The organism is Nonomuraea sp. NPDC026600, from assembly GCF_040638335.1.
In the GTDB taxonomy this organism is placed as follows: Bacteria; Actinomycetota; Actinomycetes; order Streptosporangiales; family Streptosporangiaceae; genus Nonomuraea.
Genome location: NZ_JBEZYD010000074.1, coordinates 1 through 21,027, shown reverse-complemented (window position 1 = coordinate 21,027; position 21,027 = coordinate 1). Strand labels below are relative to the sequence as shown.

The 21,027-nt window shown below is 67.0% G+C and carries 19 protein-coding genes and 3 pseudogenes; 6 read left to right on the top strand and 16 right to left on the bottom strand.

The features are described 5' to 3' along the window. The first annotated feature begins 123 nt into the window (after positions 1–123). Positions 124–675 (top strand): hypothetical protein, encoded by a 552-nt coding sequence (locus tag AB0F17_RS65075; RefSeq protein WP_358047300.1) that lies wholly within the window; start codon positions 124–126, stop codon positions 673–675. A 325-nt stretch (positions 676–1,000) separates the two neighbouring features. Here the strand turns inward: AB0F17_RS65075 and AB0F17_RS65070 are convergent, their stop codons facing one another. Beyond that, on the bottom strand, positions 1,001–1,717 hold the full coding sequence (locus tag AB0F17_RS65070) for a hypothetical protein (RefSeq protein WP_358047267.1): 717 nt from the start codon (positions 1,715–1,717) through the stop codon (positions 1,001–1,003). Positions 1,718–1,740: 23 nt separating this feature from the next. After that, positions 1,741–1,908, bottom strand: a complete 168-nt coding sequence (locus tag AB0F17_RS65065; protein WP_358047264.1) for a hypothetical protein — start codon at positions 1,906–1,908, stop codon at positions 1,741–1,743. Positions 1,909–2,405: 497 nt separating this feature from the next. On the opposite strand from AB0F17_RS65065, the gene AB0F17_RS65060 reads away from it, so the two are divergent. Beyond that, a complete protein-coding gene (locus tag AB0F17_RS65060; protein WP_358047261.1) occupies positions 2,406–3,212 on the top strand; it encodes a GntR family transcriptional regulator in 807 nt (268 codons plus the stop codon). Here AB0F17_RS65060 and AB0F17_RS65055 read toward each other — a convergent pair. The 10 genes from AB0F17_RS65055 to AB0F17_RS65010 form a co-directional block, all read right to left on the bottom strand. After that, complete coding sequence (locus tag AB0F17_RS65055) at positions 3,151–3,894, bottom strand: MBL fold metallo-hydrolase (RefSeq protein WP_358047258.1); 744 nt, start codon at positions 3,892–3,894, stop codon at positions 3,151–3,153. The genes AB0F17_RS65060 and AB0F17_RS65055 overlap by 62 nt on opposite strands. Positions 3,895–4,023: 129 nt before the next feature. Then, positions 4,024–5,013 carry an aldose 1-epimerase family protein gene (locus tag AB0F17_RS65050; RefSeq protein ID WP_358047255.1) on the bottom strand — a complete coding sequence of 330 codons (990 nt, stop codon included), beginning with the start codon at positions 5,011–5,013 and terminating at the stop codon, positions 4,024–4,026. A 91-nt stretch (positions 5,014–5,104) separates the two neighbouring features. Further along, a complete protein-coding gene (locus AB0F17_RS65045; RefSeq protein ID WP_358047252.1) occupies positions 5,105–5,905 on the bottom strand; it encodes an SDR family NAD(P)-dependent oxidoreductase in 801 nt (266 codons plus the stop codon). After that, positions 5,898–6,629, bottom strand: coding sequence for an HAD family phosphatase (locus tag AB0F17_RS65040; RefSeq protein WP_358047249.1), 732 nt, complete (start codon positions 6,627–6,629; stop codon positions 5,898–5,900). Before AB0F17_RS65040 ends, AB0F17_RS65045 begins: the two co-directional genes overlap by 8 nt. Further along, the gene (locus AB0F17_RS65035; RefSeq protein WP_358047247.1) at positions 6,626–7,657 is read right to left on the bottom strand and encodes an alcohol dehydrogenase catalytic domain-containing protein; all 1,032 of its coding nucleotides are present in this window, start codon (positions 7,655–7,657) and stop codon (positions 6,626–6,628) included. Before AB0F17_RS65035 ends, AB0F17_RS65040 begins: the two co-directional genes overlap by 4 nt. 8 nt (positions 7,658–7,665) lie before the next feature. After that, a complete protein-coding gene (locus AB0F17_RS65030; protein ID WP_358047244.1) occupies positions 7,666–9,147 on the bottom strand; it encodes a CoA-acylating methylmalonate-semialdehyde dehydrogenase in 1,482 nt (493 codons plus the stop codon). A 10-nt stretch (positions 9,148–9,157) separates the two neighbouring features. Then, complete coding sequence (gene iolC / locus AB0F17_RS65025; RefSeq protein WP_358047241.1) at positions 9,158–10,174, bottom strand: 5-dehydro-2-deoxygluconokinase; 1,017 nt, start codon at positions 10,172–10,174, stop codon at positions 9,158–9,160. Next, entirely contained in the window at positions 10,171–11,124 is a 954-nt protein-coding gene (locus AB0F17_RS65020) for a 2-deoxy-5-keto-D-gluconate 6-phosphate aldolase domain-containing protein (RefSeq protein WP_358047238.1), read from the bottom strand. Before AB0F17_RS65020 ends, iolC begins: the two co-directional genes overlap by 4 nt. Positions 11,125–11,170: 46 nt before the next feature. Next, the gene (locus AB0F17_RS65015) at positions 11,171–12,460 is read right to left on the bottom strand and encodes a sugar ABC transporter permease (RefSeq protein WP_358047235.1); all 1,290 of its coding nucleotides are present in this window, start codon (positions 12,458–12,460) and stop codon (positions 11,171–11,173) included. Further along, entirely contained in the window at positions 12,390–13,196 is an 807-nt protein-coding gene (locus AB0F17_RS65010) for an ATP-binding cassette domain-containing protein (RefSeq protein WP_358047232.1), read from the bottom strand. The genes AB0F17_RS65015 and AB0F17_RS65010 overlap by 71 nt, the downstream gene beginning before the upstream one ends. Positions 13,197–13,398: 202 nt before the next feature. Between AB0F17_RS65010 and AB0F17_RS65005 the strand changes: the two genes are divergently transcribed. Next, complete coding sequence (locus tag AB0F17_RS65005) at positions 13,399–14,496, top strand: sugar ABC transporter substrate-binding protein (protein ID WP_358047229.1); 1,098 nt, start codon at positions 13,399–13,401, stop codon at positions 14,494–14,496. 292 nt (positions 14,497–14,788) lie between these two features. Here AB0F17_RS65005 and AB0F17_RS65000 read toward each other — a convergent pair whose 3' ends face one another. Beyond that, positions 14,789–15,688: a hypothetical protein gene (locus AB0F17_RS65000; protein WP_358047227.1), complete on the bottom strand. Its 900-nt coding sequence runs from the start codon at positions 15,686–15,688 to the stop codon at positions 14,789–14,791. Here AB0F17_RS65000 and AB0F17_RS64995 point away from each other — a divergent pair. Together AB0F17_RS64995 and AB0F17_RS64990 are read left to right on the top strand one after the other, a co-directional pair. Further along, positions 15,658–16,206, top strand: a complete 549-nt coding sequence (locus AB0F17_RS64995) for a site-specific integrase (RefSeq protein WP_358047224.1) — start codon at positions 15,658–15,660, stop codon at positions 16,204–16,206. The two genes, AB0F17_RS65000 and AB0F17_RS64995, sit on opposite strands and share 31 nt — an antisense overlap. A 59-nt stretch (positions 16,207–16,265) precedes the next feature. Continuing rightward, positions 16,266–17,102, top strand: coding sequence for an IS5 family transposase (locus AB0F17_RS64990; protein ID WP_358047221.1), 837 nt, complete (start codon positions 16,266–16,268; stop codon positions 17,100–17,102). A 1-nt stretch (position 17,103) separates the two neighbouring features. Here AB0F17_RS64990 and AB0F17_RS64985 read toward each other — a convergent pair. Further along, a pseudogene (locus tag AB0F17_RS64985) lies at positions 17,104–17,379 on the bottom strand (transposase); the annotation flags it as partial. Between the two features lie 47 nt (positions 17,380–17,426). On the opposite strand from AB0F17_RS64985, the pseudogene AB0F17_RS64980 reads away from it, so the two are divergent. Beyond that, a pseudogene (locus AB0F17_RS64980) lies at positions 17,427–19,524 on the top strand (ISAzo13 family transposase). A gap of 9 nt (positions 19,525–19,533) precedes the next feature. On the opposite strand, the pseudogene AB0F17_RS64975 reads toward AB0F17_RS64980, so the two are convergent. After that, positions 19,534–20,298: pseudogene (locus AB0F17_RS64975) on the bottom strand (IS256 family transposase); the annotation flags it as partial. A 400-nt stretch (positions 20,299–20,698) separates the two neighbouring features. Then, positions 20,699–21,027 (bottom strand): hypothetical protein (locus AB0F17_RS64970; RefSeq protein ID WP_358047218.1); only part of this gene is annotated, 329 nt, incomplete at its 5' end.

The window sequence follows — 21,027 nt, the reverse complement described above, 5'->3', positions numbered from 1 at the left end:
GCAACCTGTCCAACCTCCTGCTGGACTGCGCAGCCATTGGGACGATCTCTGTCGGCATCGTTCTTCGCGCGGAGGCGGCGCCGTGCCTCCGCCGGCCTGTCGGCGGCTCCGGGGAACGGCATCATGGTCAAGGCGGTCCTGCTCGCGACCGTACTGGTCCTTCCGGTGTGGTACCTCAATACGAGCCGCGGCGTGGGCTCCATGTTCGTGCTCTTCGTGGCGATAGTGGTTGTCATGGACTTCTTGCTCCGCCGTACGCGATGGGGGCGCTCGGTCTTCGCCGTGGGCGGTAACGTCGAAGCTGCAAGGCGAGCCGGTCTGCCCGTCCGCCGGATCTACATCAGTGTCTTCACGCTCTGCTCGACCTTCGCCGTCCTCGGCGGCCTCCTGGTGGCCGGACGGCTCGCCGCAGCCAACCAGGGCAGTGGCGCCGGTGACATCAACCTCAACGCGATCGCCGCCGCGGTCATCGGTGGCACGAGCCTGTTCGGCGGCCGGGGAAGCGCATACTCGGCACTGCTGGGCATCGTGGTGATCCAGTCGATCTCGAGCGGGCTCACCCTGCTGAATTTCGACTCTTCTGTGCGGTTCATGATCACCGGCGCGGTCCTGCTGCTCGCCGTCATCGTGGACTCCCTCTCGCGGCGCTCCCGTACCGCGCACGGACAGGGCTGAACCGGCTCGACTCCGATACCGCCACCGCACCTCCCGCCTGCTCGTGGGAGGCCTCGCTGTAGTCCTTGGGAAATTTTGGTCGTATTTTCCTGACCTGCGACGATGTACGGCTCTGTGGCTGCGATGCCGATGTCGTTGAGGGCGGAGGCGACGGAGCGCCGTTCTTGATCGCTTGCGCCGACGAGGCCGAGCTTTCCGCGTAGAAGCTCACGCGCTACGAGGCCGCCTGATCCTGGTGATGATGAGGTGCTGCGGGTGTGGGAAGCCTCGCCACCCGGTGCGGCCTGAAGATCAGCGGGTCCGTCGGCGGCGGGCGGGGTCGGCTTCAGCGGTGATGCGCGCGGAGGTCTCCTCGCCCAGGCGCACATAGCGGCCGAGGCTGGCCAGGTGCTGGTGGCGGCTCTTGGCCTGCAACTCCGAGGTGGTACGCCCGGCCTGGGCGAGATGCTGCAGCGCACTGCGGCTGATGCAACGTCCACCCCTGGCGGTGCGAGTCGAACTTGGCGGAGGCGGTCTTGAACAGGTACTCGGCGCGGGGGTAGGACAGTCGGCCCCGCCCCGTGGCGGAGCAGATGTCGGCGGCCGCGGGCGCGCGAGATCCGGAGGCAGGGGCGCGCCGATCGGCCAGGAACACCGGCCCGGCGGTGCGGCCGACCAGCAGGCGGGGCAGGATGCGGGCGGTGGGGGTGGCCCAGTGCACGTACTCGATGGCGCCGCCCTTGCTGGTGACGCGGGCGCGGCGGAACTCTGGGTCGAGGTCTTCGATGTTGAGGGTGAGGATTTCCTCAGCGCGGGCGGCTGTGTCGTACAAGAGCCTCCACAGGACTCGTTCGCGCAGCGCGTGGGCGGGGTCAGTGAAGAGTGTCTCCAGCCGGGTGCGTGGGATGGCGCGGTCGCCGCGGCGGGCGGGCTTGCGGCGCTCCAGGCGCCGGGCCGGGTTGGTGATGAGCAGTTCCTGGCGCTGGGCCCAGGTGGTGAAGGAGACCAGGGCGGACAGATGCCGGTTCCAGGTGGCCGCGGCCGCAGTGTTCCAGCGGTCCATCACCGCGGCGTACTGCTCGGGGGTCAGCTCGGCGACGGGATGGTCCGGGCCGGTGATCGCGGTGAGGTGGGTGAGGGTTCGGTGTAGCCGGCGCGGGTGGTGGCCGCGGTGCGGGACTCCAGGAAGCGCGCGATGGCTGCGGCGGTGGTGGAGCCGCCGGCGCTCGGGTCGCGCGGGGTGGGGAGCGCCACGACGGACACCGTTCGTCCCTCCTGCACGTGGATGCGACACATAACCTTGCTGAGTCGCCGGCAGCGCAGCGGAGGCCGAGCTGGGCGTACACGACCCGACGACCGCCAATGTGACAGATAATTCTCTTACCTGTCACATCTGCATCGCGTACGTCCCGCTCAAGAGCCCGGCGCCCCGGCGTCAGCCGCCTGCTGTCGACGATGCCGTCGAACGCGATGCGTCTGATGAGGCATCACCACTCGTCAGGTTGCAGGTTCTATCAAGATCGGGCCCTTTGCGCTCATGGCTGTTCCAGTACCGAGGCCACATACGCACCCCTTCGCAGGCGTGGGGGCGGCCTCTACCGCACAGGGCATCGACGTCCTCACAAGCATGATTGCTGGTGGCACGTCACCCCTTGTGCCTGGCGGCTTTGCTGGCGACGGACGGGCTCTCGATCAAATGTCTATTCAGCTATACATGTGGAGCTACACTTAGCGTGTACGGGAACCGGTACGTGGTTCGCATCGACTCTTCTCGAGCTGATGTTGCTTCGCTTGCCTTCTGGTGGCGCGAATGGGGGACTGAGAGCATGTCGCAGCGGAATTTTACGCCTAGGTACTTCGAGATCGAACAGGCGCTGCGCCAGCGGATCGAGGCAGCGCAACCCGGGGATCCACTCCCGAGCGAGACGGAGCTGTGCGAGGAGTTTGGTGTTAGTCGCATGACAGCTCGTGCTGCCATGAAGGAATTGGTGCGGGAAGGGCTGGTTCGCCGAGAGCCGGGAAGAGGCTCTTTCGTGGCGCAGCAGTTGGTTCACCGCCATCTGTCCCAGTTGATGAGCTTCAGCGATGAAATGCGCCGACGTGGAATGACCCCTTCATCGAAGGTTATCGATTCGGGCGTACGGCCGGCGAGTGATCTAGAGGCCAGAGCCCTGGAGATTCCCGTAGGATCCGAGGTGGTCTTCCTGCACCGAGTGCGGTTGGCGGATAACACTCCCATGGCTGTTGAGTTCAGCGTCCTACAAGAGAAATGCTCGCCGATTCTCGATGAGGATCTCGCGCGGGGATCGCTTCATGCGGCGCTCGGCAAGCTCGGCTTCCCCCCGGTTTCTGGTCGCAGCTCCGTCACCGCCGCGGCCATCGCCGGCCAGGACGCCAAGTTGCTTCAGCTGCCTCGCCACACGCCCATGCTGATCGAGCGGCGGATCATCAGCGACGACGCCGGGAAGCCCCTGGAATACACGGAAAGCCGGTACGTCAGCGAACGGTACAGGCTTGAAGTCGAATTCGTCGTCGCGCACCCCTCGATTGGAGAATGAACCCGCGCCCGCGAGCCGGGACGCTCACCCTTGGAGCGCCCTGCTGCTCTATTCCGGGCATGAGCCATGGCTGGACGTCGTCCTGCTTCTCGACATGCACCGCCTGTCCGGGGACTCTCGTGACATTGATCGGACGGCTGTCCAGATATTCGATATCTCGGCCGTTGAGGCGGAACGGATGGTCGTGTCCCGGATAGATGACGTCGGCGTATGACATGAGGCGTGCCACGGTGCGGTCCGCCTGCTCGGCGTTCCAGAAAACCATGATGTTGCGCCGCGTCGCCGCGACGATGCCGTTCTGGATCGCGTCAGCGGCTATGACCGCGAGCCCGTCGGCTGTGGCCACCGCCACTGCCAGGCTGCCTGCGGAGTGACCTGGCGCTGCGAGGATGTTTACGCCGGAGGCCCGTTCTTCGCCGTCGGCGACAACGCGAAGGCGCTCTTCAGTGAAGAGGCGACCGGTCCACGGCGGGGTTGCGTAGTCCGCAGGGTGAGGATTGCGCAGGTAACGAAGTTCGTGGCGGTGGAGCAGGATGTCGGCGCGGTCGAAGAGATCCACGTTCTGGATGTGGTCCCAGTGCGCGTGGCTCAGCACGACCATGTCGATGTCGGTCGCCACAATGCCACGGGCCGCCAGCATCTCGATGAGGAGGCTGCGACGTCCGACGTGCCCCGTGTCCACGACGGGGAGCGGTGACGAGGAAGACTCCGCAGAAGGCGATATGGCCCTGGTCTGAGCCGACTCCGACTCCGACTCCGGGCAGGAGAACATCGATCACTGGCTTGCGCATGGATCGCCCCCTTTCGTGCGTCATGTCGATCGAAGAAGGCGTGCTGAGACGCGCACGGTGGTGCACCGGACCTGGCCTGGTTCCAGGGTGGGCAGGGTTCCGTTCTCCCGGTCGGCCGCGCGGCCGAGAAGCGAACAGTTGGCGGGCTCGATGCCCAGGGCGTAGGCGCCCCGGATCGGATGCACCCACTGGTGCAGACGGGGCAGAGCCTGCGTGCACCAGGCGATGGTAACGCCCATGCCGATGGCGGTGTTGACAACCTCGGCGTGGGCCCATCCGTCCGGGTCCGGGGTTACACGATGTTCGAAGACGCGTTCAGGGGCGTCGGCTGAGACGGGGGGCGCGTCACGCCACGAGGACAAGTGGGCCGCCGAGTCCTCATCGCGCGGGTCCACGTGCTCGGAGCTCATGTGCAGGCGCGCCCCGGGCGCCCACAGCGGTGCGCCGATGTTGACGTGATAGAGGAAGGGGGCGGCTTCCGTGCGGGGGCCCAGGTTGGTCACGGTGTCATGGATGACCACCTGCGCTGTTCCCGTCGTGGTCTCGATCACGCGTTCGCAGCGCAGGTGGGTGGTCAACGCGTTCATCTCCTCGATGACGCCGGTCACGCGCAGGATCACCTGCCCGTCGCGGTGTTCCTGTTCCACCCGCACCTGAGACGCGGGTGTGTGGTCGAACTCCCCGTGCAGGCCGTGTCCCTCCGAAGGGGCTCCCACGTTACGCATCCCGCACGTGGCCAGCAGCCCGCCTCCGAACGCGCCGTTCCACTGGTGGTCGCGCGGGTGTCTGATGGGCGGTGTGTCGCCGATTCTCGACCGCCATGCCAGGGGAACACCCTGGAACCAGGCGTATCCGATGTCTAGGCCGCGGTCGGGCAGGACTCGCAGGTCCAGACCGTCAAGACAGCGCAGGTCGAGGGCCCGCATGACCTGTCCGCTGTCGTGGCCGATGAGGCATGGGGTGGCGGTGGCGAGCCCGCGCGGATCGCTGATGAGACCCGTATCGAGCATCTCCTGGGCCGATCGCCGCGCCGCGCCGTGCGTCGGTGTCAGCTCTGTGGGCGATTGAGGACGCGGTGTCGCAGGTGTGGTGCTGTTGTGGTCAGGTGAGGGCATGTCCCACGGTTCCATTGATCGTCAGGCCGCCGTCGATCACGATTTCCTGTCCGGTGATGTAGCGGGAGGCGTCGGAGGCGAGAAACACCACGACGTCGGCGATGTCCTGGGGGAGAGCGAGGCGTCCGACGGCGATGCGCTGGTGGTAGGTGTCGCGGACATGGGGGGTGTACGCCTTGGCGTTGAGCGGTGTCTCCGTGGCGCCTGGGGCGACGGAGTTGACGGTGACTCCTAGCGGCGCGAGTTCGAGTGCCAGGGTTTGGGTGAGCCCGTGGACGGCGCCTTTGGCGGCGGTGTAGGCCGACAGCCCGGCGACCGGCAGAATCCGGGCTGCTGAGCTGAGGTTGATGATGCGCCCCGACTGTTGTGAGGCCATGACGCGTCCGGCCGCCCTGCTGCCGTAGAAGTATCCGTGCAGGTTGGCGCCGAGAAGCCGGTGCCAGTCCTCGTCCGTTGTGTCGAGAAGAGGTTTCACCAGGAGCGCGGCGGCGTTGTTGACCCAGATGTCGATGCTGGACCACCGTTCGAGCGCGAGCCGGGCCAGTGCTTCCACATCGGTGGCGCGCCCCGTGTCTCCGGTCATCATGATGGTGTCGCGGCCGATGGCGTGAATGGCCTTCTCGGTCTCCCGCATGCCCGCTTCGTCACGGTCGATGCCGCAGATGGAGGCCCCTGCCCCGGCGAGCGCGATGGCGATGGCCTGGCCGATGCCTCGGGACACACCGGTGACGACGGCGTGCTTTCCTCCCAGGGGGAGGGGCACGGTATGAGTGGCGGATTCAATCATGGGTGAGCTCCTCAACGTGTGCGGAACGGGGCCGATGGGCGGGAAGAGCCAGCATCTGTTCGAACTGGGAGATGTGGAGGGCGTCGACGGCGATCTCTGCCAGGTCGAAGGTCGGTGGCGGCAGCGTGTCGGCGCGGTGCACCGCGATGACGGGCATGCCTGCGGCATGTCCGGCGCGGATCCCCGACGGGCTGTCTTCGACGACGACACAGGATGTCGCGGGAACGCCCAGGGCGGCGGCGGTCTTCAGGAAGATGTCCGGTGCGGGTTTGCCGTGGGCGACCTCGTCTCCCGCGGTCGTGATCGGGAACAGCCCGGTCAGGCCTAGCTTTTCCAAGGTGGCATCGAGGCGTACCCGGGGACTGCTCGACGCGACGGCGATGGGGACGCCAGCCGCGGCGAGCTCACGGGCGCAGGACACTGCGTCGTCGAAGGGAAGCAGGCTCTTGTCGATGAGATCGAGCATCATCTCTCGCAGCTGCGGCCACAGGGTGAGGTGGTCCGGCAGGCCGGCGAAGCGCTGTGCGTAGTAGTGATGCACACGTGGGTAGTCGAGTCCGACAACGGTTTCGGCGTCGGCGTCGGTGATTCGGTGCCCGTAGTTTCCGAGGACACTCTCCCAAGCGGCGCGGGCCAGGGGCTCGGAATCGGCGAGCGTCCCGTCGCAGTCGAAGATGACCGCGTGGCGCTGGTTGTGGGTCGTGGCTGCCGGGATAGATGTCATGAGGTGCTCCCTTCGTTCAGGCGTGGATCGAAGACGAATTTGACGCCTTCACCGGAGCGTGTGGCGTGGAAGACCTCTGTCCAGCCGGTCAGCGGGAAGATGCCGGTTACCAGCGTTTCGAGGTTGACGAGTCCTTCGTCGATCAGCGCCAGGGCACGTCGCCAGGAGCGGGGTGTGCTGGCGAAGCCTGTTCTGAAGTCCACTTCCCGATAGCAGAACTCGTCCATGTCGATGAGCAGGGGTTTCCCGCTCAGTCCGACCTGGACGTACCGCCCGCCCTTACGGATCGCCCGCAGGGCCGAACCGGCTCCGCCGGCGCTGCCGGAACATTCGACGACCACGTCGAAGGCTCCGTCCAGCGCGGTTGGGCCGGCCTGGGAACCGCCTTCGGCGACGTTGAAACCCAGTTGCCGGCCGGCGGCTAGGCGTACGCTGTCCCGGTCGGTGCCGAGCAGGGTGACGCTGCCTCCTTGAGCGCGGGCGACCTGGGCGGACAGCAGCCCCATGGGGCCGGGGCCGATCACCAGGACTTTGTCTCCGGGAGAGACCGCGGCCGGGTCGCACAGGCACTGGCATACGCAGGCCAGCGGCTCGCACAGGGAGACAGCGGCGTCCGACAGCCGCTCGGGCACCGGATGGAGATTACGCGCTGGGAGCAGGATCTGATGGGCGAAGCCCCCGTCGACATGGGATCCGATGGATTGTCTGTCGGGGCAGAGGTTGATGCGTCCTGCCCGGCAGGCGGCGCAGTGTCCGCAGGTGGCGAAGTAGGTTTCGGTCGCGACTCTCGCTCCTAGAAGCGATTCCGGCACGCCTGCTCCGGCGCTGACGACTACACCGCCGATCTCGTGGCCCAGCGCCACCGGCGGGGAGCATGGAAACTCTCCGTCTTCGATGTGCAGGTCGGTGCCGCACACTCCGGCGGCGATGACCTCCAGGACAACCTGACCGAGGCCAGGCTGAGGACGAGGGCGTTCGCGCAGCTCGAGGTGACCACGACCCGATTGTGTCTTGACGATGCTCAGCATGGCGGTCCTCATCGGTCCGTCGTCGGGAAGCTGAAGTTGGGGCCGTCGGAGCGCGTTGGCCAGCGGCTTGTGACCACCTGTCCCCTGGTGCAGAACTGCAGGCCGTCACGCCCGTACACGTGCAGGTCGCCGAACAGGCTGTTCTTCCAGCCGCCGAAGGAGTGGTAGGCCACGGGGACCGGGACGGGCACGTTGATGCCGACCATGCCGGCGGTCACGCGGGTCTGGAATGTGCGGCAGGCCCCGCCGTCGGTGGAGAAGATTGCTGTGCCGTTGCCGTAGGGGTTGGCGTTGATCAGTTCGATGGCCTCATCGAACGTGTCGACCCGTACGACGCACAGCACAGGTCCGAAGATCTCTTCGGTGTAGACGCGCATCGCCGGAGTGACGTGGTCGAAGATGGTCGGGCCGAGGAAATGTCCGCCGGTGTCGTGCGACAGTGTGCGTCCGTCCATGATGAGCGTGGCGCCGTCGGGGGTTCCCGTTCCGATCAGCTCGGTAACGCGTTGGAGGTGTTCACCGCTGATCAGCGGCCCCATCTGGGATGTCGTATTCTCGCCGTCGCCGACGATGATGCGGCGGCTGCGGGCCGCGAGCGCCTCCAGGAGGGGATCGGCGACGGCTCCTACCGCGACCACCACCGAAATCGCCATGCATCGCTGGCCCGCCGAGCCGAAGGCGGCCGCGGTGATGGCGTCGGCGGCGAGCGCGAGATCGGCGTCGGGCAGGACCACCGCGTGGTTCTTGGCGCCGCCGAGGGCTTGCACGCGCTTGCCGTTTCCCGTGGCGCGGCCGTAGACGTGGCGGGCGACCGGAGTGGAGCCGACGAAGGACACCGCGGCGACGTCGGGATGGTCGAGGATGCGGTCGACCGCGGGCTTTCCTCCTTGGACCACGTTGAAGACTCCCTCGGGCAGCCCGGCCTGCTGGAGGAGTTCGGCGAGGATGAGCGACGGGCCAGGATCGCGGTCGCTGGGCTTGAGGACGAAGCTGTTGCCGGCCGCCAGCGCGATGGGGAACATCCACAGCGGCACCATGACCGGGAAGTTGAAGGGCGTGATGCCCGCGATCACTCCGAGCGGCTGCCGGACGGAGTAGGTGTCCACGCCGGTAGAGACGTTCTGGGAGTGCTCCCCCTTGAGAAGGTGGCCCAGTCCGCAGGCGTATTCGACGACCTCGATGCCGCGTCTGACCTCGCCGCGCGCGTCGTCCATGGTTTTGCCGTGCTGGCGGACGGTGCACAGGGCCAGCGTGTCGCTGTAGTCCTCGAGCAGCTGGCGGAAGCGGAACATCACGGCGGAGCGCTGCGCTAGTGACGTCTGTGACCATGAAGCGAAGGCCTTGGCGGCCGACAGCACGGCCTGGTCGACGATGGCATCGTCGGCCATGACCACGCTGCCGCTCGGCTCACCGGTCGCGGGGTCGTACAACGATTGCTGCTCGCCGGCGTCGACGGGTGCGCCGGAAATCCAGTGGGTGATGAGTGTCATCGTCGATTCCTCACATTCGGGCTGCTGCTGGGTCGCCGCTGTTGCGGGCGTGCGGCGCATGGTCGGAGAGCTGGCGGTGGACTTCGGTTTCGGTCGGCATGTCGTCGGCGCACCCGAGTCGGGAGGCGACGAGAGCTCCTGCCGCGTTGGCGAAACCGAGCAGCTGCTCCAGCGGCCAGCCGGCCAGCCGGCCGTGGCAGAAGGCTCCGCCGAACGCATCGCCGGCGCCGAGACCGTTGAGGGTCTTGACCGGTGTCGGCGGCACTATGACCGTTTGGTGGTGGCTGGCGGCCAGGACTCCGCGTTCTCCGAGTTTGACGACCGCGAGGTCGACGCCGAGATCGAGGAGGGCGCGTGCCGCCTCCTCCGCGGGCCGGTCTCCGACCACGGTGGCGACTTCCTCGCGATTGCCGATCGCGATCGTGGCCTTCTCCAGGGCGAGGCGGCCCCACCGGCCCGCCTCCGCGGGATTCGGCCATAGCGAGGGCCGGAAGTCCAGGTCGTGGATGGTGATCGCGTTCGCGGGCCGTGCTTGAAGGGCGGCGAGGGTGGCGGTCCTGCTGGGCTCGTCCGCGAGTCCGGTTCCCGTCGTCCACAGGATCCTGGCCGTGGCGATCTCCGTAAGAGGCAGGTCCTCGACACTGAGGGTCATGTCCGGTGCGGTGGGCTGCCGGTAGAACAGGAGCGGGAAGTGGTCAGGCGGGAAGATCTCGCAGAATGTCAGAGGTGTCCGCAGCTCGTGATGTTGAGTGACCCATGCGCTGTCCACCCCGAAGGCGTCGAGAGCCTGCCGAACGAAGACGCCGAATGCGTCGGCCCCCACCTTGGTGATGACGGCGGAGCGAAGGCCGAGGCGGGCAGCGGCTACAGCGACGTTGGTCGGGCTGCCGCCGAGCATCTTACGGAAGGTCGTGACGTCCGCCAGGGAAGTGGCGAGCTGCCCGGGATAGAGGTCGACACCTACCCGTCCCATGGTGATCAGGTCGAACGGCTCTTCGGATGGCAGGTCCTGCGGTGTCCGTGTCATGAGAGCGCCACCTGGCCGACGCGGGTGGCTTCGCCCTCGAGGTAGGCGCGGACCAGCCGCGTGTATCTGTCGGCGATCTGCTGAACGGTCTCTTCGTCGTCCTGTAGGCCGCTGAGCCGGCTGCGCAGTGGATCGCTCCAGATCGTGCGGCCGACGGCGAAGCCGATGAAACCCTCTACTTCGGCGGCCGCACGGATGCTTTCGGCGGCGTCGCGCAGACTCCGCCCTCCGCCCAGGACGATCAGGCTGACGTGATCGCGGCCGCCTGATCGGGCGGTGTCGGCCAGGGCGGCGAATCCCGCGCGGTCGAAGCCGCCTTCGACCTTCCACACAGTGGGCTCGATGCCCTGCCGGTAGAGCCATTCGATCGCGGCCACCGTGTGGCCGAGGCGCTGTTGTTCGGCGGCCGCCGCGGTGGCGGGCGGGTGACCGGCCGGCGGCTCGGGTGCCGACAGGAGGAGTTCGAAGAGAAACTCGGTGGTGGCGGACCTCTGGCACCACTCCGACACGGTCCGCAGGGCCACGAGTTCGTCCTCGGTGAGCCGTGAGCTGCTGTCGTAGTGCACCAGCACCTTGGCGTAGTCGGGCATGAAGTGAGCGAGATGTTCGCCGAACCGCGACCCGAACTCCAGATGGAAGGCCGCGGAGTCGCTCTGTTCGACCGGCATCGCCAGCGTCAGACCATGGTCTCGCGCGATCCATGCGTGCATGGCTCCGTACTGCTCATCGATGAACACGCCGAAATGGTGAGGCGGTGCCTGGAGTTCGGGGCCAGGGGCCTCAGCGACCCGCAGGGCGGCCTGCAGGAGAAGCCGCTTGCAGTGCACGACGGCCCCATGAGGCTGTAGCTCGGTGAAGCCGCTTTCCCGGACAAGCTGGTTGAAGAGCCCGCGATGGTCGAAGGCGAGCATCAGCCTCCGGCGGGGAAGATCTGCCAGGTGTCGGCTCATGGTGGATCTGTGTCCTTCCAGGTGATGAGAGGTGGGCGTGAGCGGCCTAAGGGCGTCCCGTTCGGGCGCGGCCTCGGCGGGCGAGTGCGTCGACGGTGACCGCGATCAGGAGTACGCCGCCGGTGATGATGAACTTGACCGAGGAGTCGAGTCCGAGTAGGTCCATGCCGTTGCTGACCGACCCGATGACGAGAATGCCGAGGAGGGCTGACCATGCCCGGCCGTGGCCTCCGAACAGGCTGGTCCCGCCGATGACGACGGCTGCGATCGCGTTGAGCAGGACATCGCCTCCGCCGCTTGACTGGCCGACGGACTGCAACCGGGAAGCCGCCAGGATTCCGCCGATCGCCGCCAGCAGCGAGCAGATCATGAAGGCGGACAGTTCGACGCGGCGTACCTTGATCCCCACTCGGCGGGCGGCCTCGCGGTTTCCCCCTACGGCCAGAAGATGACGGCCATAGCGGGTGCGGCGCACGATGACATCGGTGATTACCACCAGAGTGACGAACAGCACGAAGCTGAGGGGCACGCCGCGGTCTTGAGCGAACGTCCAGACGGCTGCGGCCATCGCCACGGCGATCCCGCCGGTGCGCACGGCTACACCCGACCATGTGGGCCTGCCCGCCGACATGACGGTGCGATGGGATCTCAATTCCGGCAGCTGCGCCGCCAGGAAGATCACCACGACGGCCGCGGAAAGGAGCACACCGACGCCTACGGGCAGGAACGTGCTGCTCAAGCCCGTGACGGCGTTCTGAGGCAGATTGATGGTGCCGGACTGCCCCAAGAGATAGAGCTGCACGCCCTGCCAGCCGATCAGGCCCGCCAGTGTCGCGACGAAGGCAGGAACACCGAACCGGGTCACGACCGTTCCATGGAACAGGCCGATGGCGACACCCGCGGTGAGCACCACCACGACCACGAGCGGAGCGGGAATCCCGTTCTTCACCAGCAGGACGGCCAGCAGACCGCCGCCGACCCCGCTGACTGAGCCGACCGACAGGTCGATCTCTCCCACGATCATGACGAAGTAGATGCCCACCGCGATCGTGCCCACGGCCGCCACCTGCAGGCACAGGTTCGTGATGTTGACGGGGGAAAGAAAGCGATCGTTTTGTGCCTGGAAGACCGAGACGATGACGATCAGCGCGAGAACCACGGGCAGAGCCCCCAGATCGCCACTGCGCGCTCGCAGGGCCAGTGCGGCGACCCGTTGACGAGCCGTGGACGGCGCGGCCCTTTCCGCCTCTATTACTGCCGGTTCTTCAATCACGCTCATGGATAGACCTTTCAGAAGCGTCCAGCCGCTCGGCGGAGCCGGCCGGATCAGAGGCACCGGTGATCGCCGCGACCACCTGCTCGCGGGTACATTCGCCGGTCCGCAGACTCGCCGCGTTGCGCCCCAGGTAGAGGACCTCGATACGATCGGCGACCGCGAACACGTCCCCCAGGTTGTGGCTGATGAGGATCACACCCAGCCCTCTGTCACGCAGGCGACGGATCAGCGACAGCACCTGTGCCGTTTGAGCCACTCCCAGCGCGGCCGTCGGTTCGTCCAGGAGCACGACGCGTGGGTTGCCGACCAGGGCGCGGGCGATGGCGATCGTCTGGCGCTGGCCACCGGACAGGCTGGCGACCGGCGCGAGTGGATCGGCGAAGCGAGCTGACAGATCGCTGAGCAGAGCGAGACTTTCCCGTTGCATGCGGCCTCGCGACAACCAGCCGATGCCAGCTCCCCTCAGGGCACTGACGCGTTCCTGGCCGAGGAAGAGGTTGGCGGCCACATCCAGGTTGTCGCACAATGCGAGGTCCTGATAGACGGTCGCGATCCCCAGACTCCTGGCCTGGTCGGGACTGGTGATCTCTGCTTGTTGTCCAGCGACGTGGATCGTTCCGCTGTCAGCGGGACCTACGCCTGACATGACCTTGATGAGAGTCGATTTTCCTGCTCCGTTGTCCCCCACAAGAGCAAGGACCTCGCCCTCGCGAACTTCCAGCGATACAGAGCTCAGGGCCGTCACAGCACCGAAACGCTTACTGATGTCACGCAGCGACAGCAGGACAGGCGTCATGACGCCTCCACTTACCAGGCAGCCGACCGGGGGCTTGAGTCCTCTCGCCCTGCGGCGCGGCTGCTACCAGCGATAATTTCCGCTCACATGCTAGACAGATAGCCGTTCAAATGTCTATACATATAGCCACGGTGTTACGCGCTGGTTTCCGACCACCAGCGACGGCCACGCACCGTCACCACAGAACGAAGGGTGGAGGCACATGTCAGTCGTCTCATCACGCAACACGGCGATCATCGCGCTCGCAGCGGTCGCTGCACTTGCAGGCTGCTCCTCCGGCGCCGGTACCTCCTCTGGAGGCGCAGGGAAACCGGTCAAGATCGCCCTCTTCCTTCCGGAGAGCAAGACGGCGCGCTACGAGGCCAAGGACCGGCCGTTGTTCACCGCTAAGATCAAGCAGCTCTGCGGCGATTGTGAGGTCCTGTACTACAACGCCGAGCAGGACCCGGCGAAACAGCAGCAGCAGGTGGAACAGTCCATCACCGATGGTGCTCAGGTGCTCGTCCTCGACCCTGTCGACTCCACGGCCTCCGCCCAACTCGTCACCCGCGCCAAGCAGGCCAAGATCCCAGTCATTGCCTACAGCCGGCCGATTCTCAACGCCGACATCGATTACTTCGTCTCCAACGACAACTACCAGGTCGGGGTGATGCAGGGCCAAGCCCTCATCAGCGCGCTCAAGGCGGACGGCAAGACCGAGGGCAACATCGTGATGATCAACGGCTCACCCACCGACAACAACGCCGCTCAGTTCAAGAGAGGCGCCCACAGTGTCCTGGACACCAGCGGCTTCACCATCGCCGCCGAATACGACACCCCGGACTGGTCGCCCGACAAGGCGCAGCAACAGATGGACCAGGCCATCACCAAGATGGGCGCGGGCGACATCGCGGGCGTCTACGCGGCCAACGATGGCACTGCGGGCGGTGCCATCGCAGCCATGAAAACCGCCGGCATGAAGGCACTGCCGCCCATCACCGGGCAAGACGCCGAACTCGCCGCAATCCAGCGCGTCCTCGCTGGCGAGCAGTACATGACCGTATATAAGCCCATCCAGCCGCAGGCGGAGGCCGCCGCCGAACTTGCCGTCGCCCTCGCCAACGGGAAGCGGCCACCCGCCAATCTGGTGAACGCCGCATTCGCGAACGGACGTAAAGACGTCCCCACGGTCAACACGCCCATCAAGACCGTCACCCAGAAAGACGTCCTGCCGACCATCATCAAGGACGGATTCTGGTCCCCCCAACAAATCTGTGTCGATCAGTACAAGGTCGTGTGTACACAGGCCGAAATACGCTGACAGCGAGGAGCCTTGGGTCAGACCCTCAATGCTCTCAACCGCCAGAGCGACATGCTCTGCACGGACAACCTCCTGGTCCCGGGGCGGGATGATCTGAAGAGGCGCTCGGGCCGCGGCGCCAGCGAAGGCGCGCGTAAGCCAGTGCTCACCGGCTCCAGGAGGATGTTGAGCCCGGTGCGCCGGCCAAACAGATGGACGCCGGATGAGGTCGGACGGATCTTGAGCGGGACCACCGAAATATCCTGCCAGAACCCGACCTTGAGCTGAACACGACTCATGGCTCACGTCCGTGTTAGGCGCGCTCCGACGGCGATACGTCGCCCGGCATGGGGCCGGCGGCGGTGGGAGTTCGATCGGATGACGTACGAGCCGATTCGGTGACATCGGTGGTACGGGCGGGATGACCTGTAGCGGGGCCGGCGTGGCTGGTCAGGCGTGACGTCTCCTGCTCCCGCAGCAGAGCCTGTGCTACGGCGGCGGCTGTGATGGCCTCCTCGCGCTGGTGCTGCGCGGTCTTGAGCGCGCTCGCGGCGTCCATGAGTTCGGCACGCAGCCGGTCGGCCTCATCGGCGGCGTCGGCCTGGGCCCGGGCGGCGGCCTCGCGAGCCTGCTCGGCCACGGCCGCAGCGGTGACCGCCTGCTCGCGTCGCTCCTGTTCGCTGGCCAGTGCTTGGCGGAGCCGCTCCAGCTCATGGGCATGCGCGGCAGCGGTGCCGCGGGCCTGGTCGCGTTCGCGTTCGGTCTCGCGTACCCGTTCCTCCCGGTCCTGGGCCTGCCGACGAAGGGCGGCGAGCTCGCGTTCCCGGTCCGCTGCCAGCTGCTCGAGTTCGGTGATACGGACACGCGCCGCGGTGTGCAGCGCGGTCAGCTCGGCGGTTCGCTGCTGGGCGGTGTCGCGGTCGTTCTCGGCTTGGCGCTGACGGCCAGCCGCCTCGTCGGCGACCTGCTCGGCCTGGACGCGGGAGGACTGATGCTCGCCGACCTGGCGCCAGGCGTCCTGCTCGCGCTCTTCGGCGCGGTCGCGGGCGGTCTCGGCCTGGGCGCGGGCCTGTTCGGCGGCGGCGATCCGGGTGGCGGCGGTGTTGGCCGCCGCGGTGGCGCGTTGCTCGGCCGCCGCGGCGGCGGCGCGCGCCTCCCCGTCGAGAAAGGCGCAAAACGGACATGAGCGACGACGAGCGGGCGCTGCCGGCACCGGCGGCGGGGGAGCGGCCACCGATTTACCCGCTTCCAGAAAACAGCGGCACGCACACCGCCGCCGACTACACGCTCAGCGAGCAGACCCGCAGCCGGATCGCCGACGGCGTGCCGGCCAACACCCGCCGCGCCTACGCGCGCCAGTGGGCCGCCTTCACCTCCTGGTGCGCCGAGCACGGCCGCGTCGCGCTGCCCGCCACCGGGCACACGCTGGCCGAATACACCTCCCAGCTGTGCGAGGCCGGGCAGGCGCCGGCCAGCGTCGAGCAGGCCATCGCCGCCGTGCGCACCATGCACCGGCTGGCCGGCCACACTGGGCAGCCGGTGACCGAGGCCGCCCGGCTCGCGCTGCGCACCTACAAGGCCCCCCACTCGCCGGGTAAGGGCGGCGCATTACTGCGCCGCCCTCCCCTCAGAACCGTGCGTGCAACTCGTCGCTGCACACGGCTCAAGCAAGCCCCGTGGGGCGGTTCAGAGGGCGGTCTGTGGGCCGACGCCCCTGATGTCATAGTGTGATCGAGTGAATCTGTAGCGTTATGTCTAGCTGGTGGGCGTGGACGTGTTGAGATGGCCGGGTGAGTGAACGCAAGCCGTACACGACGGACTTATCCGATGAGCGGTGGGCCCTGATCGAGCCGGTGATCACGGCGTGGAAGGCCGCCCACCCTTCGGTCAGCGGCCACCAGGGCAAATACCAGATGCGCGAGATCGTTAACGCGTTGCTGTACCAGAGCCGGACTGGCTGCCAGTGGAGCTTGCTGCCCCATGACTTGCCGCCGCGCAGCGCGGTCATGTACTACTACACCGCCTGGCGTAAGGACGGCACCGACCAGGCCATCCACGACTTGCTGCGCTTCCAGGTGCGGGAGAAACAGGGACGATTAGCCGACCCGAGCCTGGTGGTGCTCGACACCCAGAGCGTGCGCGCCGCGGTCGGAGTCCCCGCCACCACGACCGGACGGGACGCGGCCAAGAAAGTACCGGGTCGCAAGCGTGGGCTTGCCACCGATGTGTTGGGCCTGGTCATCGCGGTGGTGGTCGCGGCAGCCTCGATCCACGACAACGCCATCGGCAACGCGCTGCTGGACCGGGCCGTCGCCGCCACTGCGCCCGGCAGCGTCCGCACCGCCCTGGTCGATCAAGGCTTCAAGAACACGGTGGTCGCCCACGGCGCCACCCACGGCATCGCCGTGAAGATCGTCGAGCGTAACCCCGCCGAGGCTGGGTTCGTCCCCCAGCCCAAGCGGTGGGTGGTGGAGCAGACCTACGGCACGATGTCCCTGCACCGTCGCCTGGTGCGCGACTACGAACACGATCCAGCCAGCTCCGAATCGCGCGTGTACTGGGCGATGACCGACGCGATGACCCGCCGGCTGACCGGCACCTCCACCCCTACCTGGCGCTCGGTGTGAGCACCTCCTTGTTCAGGCGTTCTTGGGGATTGTTGCTCCATGTCTGGCGCCAGACGGCTTTGGGGAAGGCGGCGAAGGCGAGGATGTCCTCGCGTGCCTCGTCCAGGTGCTCGGCCGCGGCCGGGTATTTGGCCTCCAGCGTCTGCACGACGTGCCGGTGCTGGGCGTAGACGGACTCGGCGTCGGGCTGCTCGAAGACGGTGCGCAGCATGGTCGCCACCCACGGCTGCGCCGACTTCGGAACGCGGCAGAGCAGATTCCTCGCGTAATGGAGCCGTCAAGAAATAAGGCGTTGCTTTTCGATCTTGAGCTCGTTGACTTGGTATGGGCATACCGAGCGAGGTCCGCGATCAGCTCGTCTCGCGGTTCAGGGTGCTGTTTCCGCATCTGAACGAGCGGCAGCGGCGTCTGGTGATGGGGCAGGAGGCTCGGCTGCTCGGACATGGTGGGGTGCGGACGGTGGCGGCGGTGGCCGGAGTGTCCGAAACTACGGTCCGCACCGGGGTGTTCGAGCTGGAGGCCGGCGAGGATCCACTGCCGGACGGCCGCGTCCGTCGTCGTGGTGGAGGTCGCAAGGCCGCCGAAGCTCAGGACCCGGATCTGGTGCCAACACTGCTGGCGCTGGTGGAGCCGGATGAGCGCGGGGATCCGATGTCGCCGCTGCGCTGGACCACCAAGTCGCTGCGCGATCTGGCCCAAGAGCTGACCAGGCAGGGCCATCCAGTCTCGGCGCCGACGGTGGGCCGGCTGTTGAAGGAACAAGGCTTCAGTCTGCAGGCCAATGCCAAGACGCTGGAAGGCAAGCAGCACCCGGACCGGGACGCGCAATTCCATTACATCAACGAGCAGGTCAAGACCCATCAGGCGGACGGCGAGCCGGTGCAGCGTGGACACGAAGAAGAAGGAGCATCTGGGCGATCTGCCGAACGCCGGCCGGCAGTGGCGGCCCAAGGGCGATCCGGTTCGGGTCGAGGACCACAGCTTCTTCTTCACCGGCCCGGACGTGCCGCACGCGATCCCGTACGGGATCTACGACGTGGTCAACGACACGGGCTGGGTGAACGTCGGGATCGATCACGACACCTCGGCGTTCGCGGTGGAGTCGATCCGGCGCTGGTGGCGCGGCCGCGGCAGCCTGGACCACCCGAACGCGAACCGGCTGCTGATCACGGCGGACTGCGGCGGCTCCAACAGCTATCGCTACCGGTTATAGAAGGCCGAGCTGGCCGACTTCGCCGCCGAGACCGGGCTGGCGGTGACCGTCTGCCACTTTCCGCCCGGCACCAGCAAGTGGAACAAGATAGAGCACCGGCTGTTCTCGCACATCACCATGAACTGGCGCGGCAGACCCCTGACCAGCCACGAGGTCGTGGTCAACAGCATCGCCGCGACCCGCACCCGCACCGGGCTGACCGTCGCGGCCGAACTGGACACCAACGCCTACCCACTGGGCGTGTCGGTGTCCGCCGAGCGGATGAGCATGCTGCCGATCGTCCCGCATACCGAGCGCGGCGCCTGGAACTACACAATCGGCCCGGCAGAGGGCAACCCGCACCTGCCCCAATGTGACGACCGGGCGCGCATCCGGTCCGAAAGCCTGCACGCCCTGGCCGATCCCCGGCTGACCGGAATGAGCCGCCAGGAGCTGAACGAGCTGGCCGCGTCCCTGATCTCGGATCAGGCGGCCCTGGCCGAGCAGCGCAACTTCGAAATCCGTGGTGGCCCACGCCGACAGGCCAAAGCCAACCACGGACGCCCCCTGCTCACCGACGCCGACAAGGTCCTGATCGCCATCGTTTATCTCCGCCAGATCTGCTCCCAGCGCGTCCTGTCGGAGATGCTCGAGATCAGCCAGCCCCCGATCGGTCAGGCGGTCACCGAGACCGGCAAGCTACTGGCCGCCCGCAAACTCAAGATCGACCCCACCGTGCTGCGCTTCACCAGCGCCGGTGCGCTCCGCGACTTCCTGGACAGCAACACCGTCCCGACACGACCGAACCGGCTGACGCTGCTCGGAGATCCGGCACTGACCGGGATGAGCCGCCCGGAACTGGCCGCACTGATCAAGCGGCTGTCACTGCGGCAGGCCGCCGAGGCCGAGCAGCGCAAGCATCGCCAGCGCGGCGGTGACCGGCAGGCCGACGCCCGCGCAGGCATCTTCCAGGAGAAAATCACCGACGCCGAGCGCGTCCTGGCGGTCATCCTCGGCATGCGCAAAGTCTGCACCTGGCAGGTCGTAGCCGAACTGTTCCAAGTGAGCCGACGAACGATCGGCAACGCCAAGATCTGGGTCCGCCCACTGCTGGAGGAGACCGGCTACGCCGTCACCCGATCCGCAACCCGATACCCCAGCGCCGACACGCTCCTGAACGCCATCACACCGCACAACGACATCCCACGTGTCACAGAATCGACACCTTGATTCTTTACGGCTCCAATGGGTGCGACACCGCTGCCAGGACGCGCCCGGCAGCGTGGAGGCGATTGCATCGCGCAGCCCGGCATGGCAGTCGGAGATGACCATGTGCACCCCGGACAGGCCGCGGGCGACCAGGCCGCGCAGGAACGCCAGCCAGCCCGCGCCGTCCTCGGAGGAAACGACGTCCAGGCCGAGAATCTCCCGCTGACCGTCGGCGTTGACGCCGGTGGCGACCAGGGCGTGCACCGTCACCGTGCGGCCGCCCTCACGCACCTTCTGAGTCAGCGCGTCGATCCACACGAAGGTATAAGGGCCGCCGTCCAGCGGCCGGCAGCGGAACTGCTCCACCATGCCGTCGAGCTCGGCGGCCATCGCCGAGACCTGCGACTTGGACAGGCTGGTGATGCCCATCGCCTCGGCCAGCTTCTCCACCCGCCGCGTGGAGACGCCCAGCAGGTAGCTGGTGGCCACCACCGAGGTGAGCGCCCGCTCCGCTCGGCGTCGCTTGTCCAGCAGGAAGTCCGGGAAGTACGAGCCGGTCCGCAGCCGTGGCACGGCCAGCTCGATCGACCCGGCCCGGGTGTCCCACGGACGGGCGCGGTAGCCGTTACGGGTGTTGACCCGCTCGCTGCTGACCTCGCCGTAGCCGGCGCCGCACAGTTGCTCGACCTCGGCGTCCATCATCCGCTGCGCGAACTCGCGGATCATCGTCCGGAGCAGGTCCGGGCTCGCTGCGGCGAGGGTGTCTTCCAAGTACTCCCCAGCAGCGGGCACAATGTTATTGACGGCCACTTCGTCCCCTTCATGTTGATATGAGCGAATCGAAGGATTACGGAGTGGCCGTCTCTTGTCACATGGATCTCACCCGTACCAGTCCAAGGGCTTGATCACCCGCACACCATCTCCCTGGACGTGAACTGGAAGTACCGGACGGCCTGGACAACCTGCGTCTGGAGTCCCTCTTGATCGGAGACCCTGCACGCTGAAGCCCGAAAGGCGGTCGGGGTCGGCGAGGAAACGTGAAACTCGGGTGTTTACCGATCGCGACCGGTGGTCACTGGTATGCATGAGTGGTGCGGTGTCGTGTTCTGGAGGGAGGCACGCTCGCACACGAGGCGGTCCGGCCGGCAGCACGCTGCGGCACGCCGGCCCGGCCGCCGACGGTGAGAACGGCGCTCTACAGCCTGCCGTTGCGCAACAGGGCCTCGATGCCGAGCTCAAGGTCGCTCTTGCCCATCAACTTGTCGATCGTGCCCGCGGCCAGCTCATCGGCCAACGCCAAGATGAGCGCGTTGCTCGCCGCGAACGCCTCCACCGCCGCCACGTACTGATCGACCTTCGCCGCCTCGGCCGCGTTCAGGTCCTGGTGTCGGCGTACGGACTCCGGTGCAGGGCTAGGTACGAGTTGATGGGCTCTGTCGCTGATCTTGTGACATGGGGCGGTCCGGTAGGTGATCGTGTACGGAGTGCGTTCATGGAGGTATCGAAGGGCTTCTTCCGCATTTA

What these genes read in the sequence shown, in the direction of transcription:
- AB0F17_RS64995 (WP_358047224.1), top strand. Translation starts at nt 15,658, where the DNA reads ATGAGCGACGACGAGCGGGCGCTGCCGGCACCGGCGGCGGGGGAGCGG.
- AB0F17_RS65040 (WP_358047249.1), bottom strand. Translation starts at nt 6,629, where the DNA reads ATGACATCTATCCCGGCAGCCACGACCCACAACCAGCGCCACGCGGTC.
- AB0F17_RS65050 (WP_358047255.1), bottom strand. Translation starts at nt 5,013, where the DNA reads ATGCTCGATACGGGTCTCATCAGCGATCCGCGCGGGCTCGCCACCGCC.
- AB0F17_RS65020 (WP_358047238.1), bottom strand. Translation starts at nt 11,124, where the DNA reads ATGAGCCGACACCTGGCAGATCTTCCCCGCCGGAGGCTGATGCTCGCC.
- AB0F17_RS65075 (WP_358047300.1), top strand. Translation starts at nt 124, where the DNA reads ATGGTCAAGGCGGTCCTGCTCGCGACCGTACTGGTCCTTCCGGTGTGG.
- AB0F17_RS65010 (WP_358047232.1), bottom strand. Translation starts at nt 13,196, where the DNA reads ATGACGCCTGTCCTGCTGTCGCTGCGTGACATCAGTAAGCGTTTCGGT.
- AB0F17_RS65005 (WP_358047229.1), top strand. Translation starts at nt 13,399, where the DNA reads ATGTCAGTCGTCTCATCACGCAACACGGCGATCATCGCGCTCGCAGCG.
- AB0F17_RS65045 (WP_358047252.1), bottom strand. Translation starts at nt 5,905, where the DNA reads ATGATTGAATCCGCCACTCATACCGTGCCCCTCCCCCTGGGAGGAAAG.
- iolC (WP_358047241.1), bottom strand. Translation starts at nt 10,174, where the DNA reads ATGACACGGACACCGCAGGACCTGCCATCCGAAGAGCCGTTCGACCTG.
- AB0F17_RS65030 (WP_358047244.1), bottom strand. Translation starts at nt 9,147, where the DNA reads ATGACACTCATCACCCACTGGATTTCCGGCGCACCCGTCGACGCCGGC.
- AB0F17_RS65035 (WP_358047247.1), bottom strand. Translation starts at nt 7,657, where the DNA reads ATGCTGAGCATCGTCAAGACACAATCGGGTCGTGGTCACCTCGAGCTG.
- AB0F17_RS65070 (WP_358047267.1), bottom strand. Translation starts at nt 1,717, where the DNA reads ATGGACCGCTGGAACACTGCGGCCGCGGCCACCTGGAACCGGCATCTG.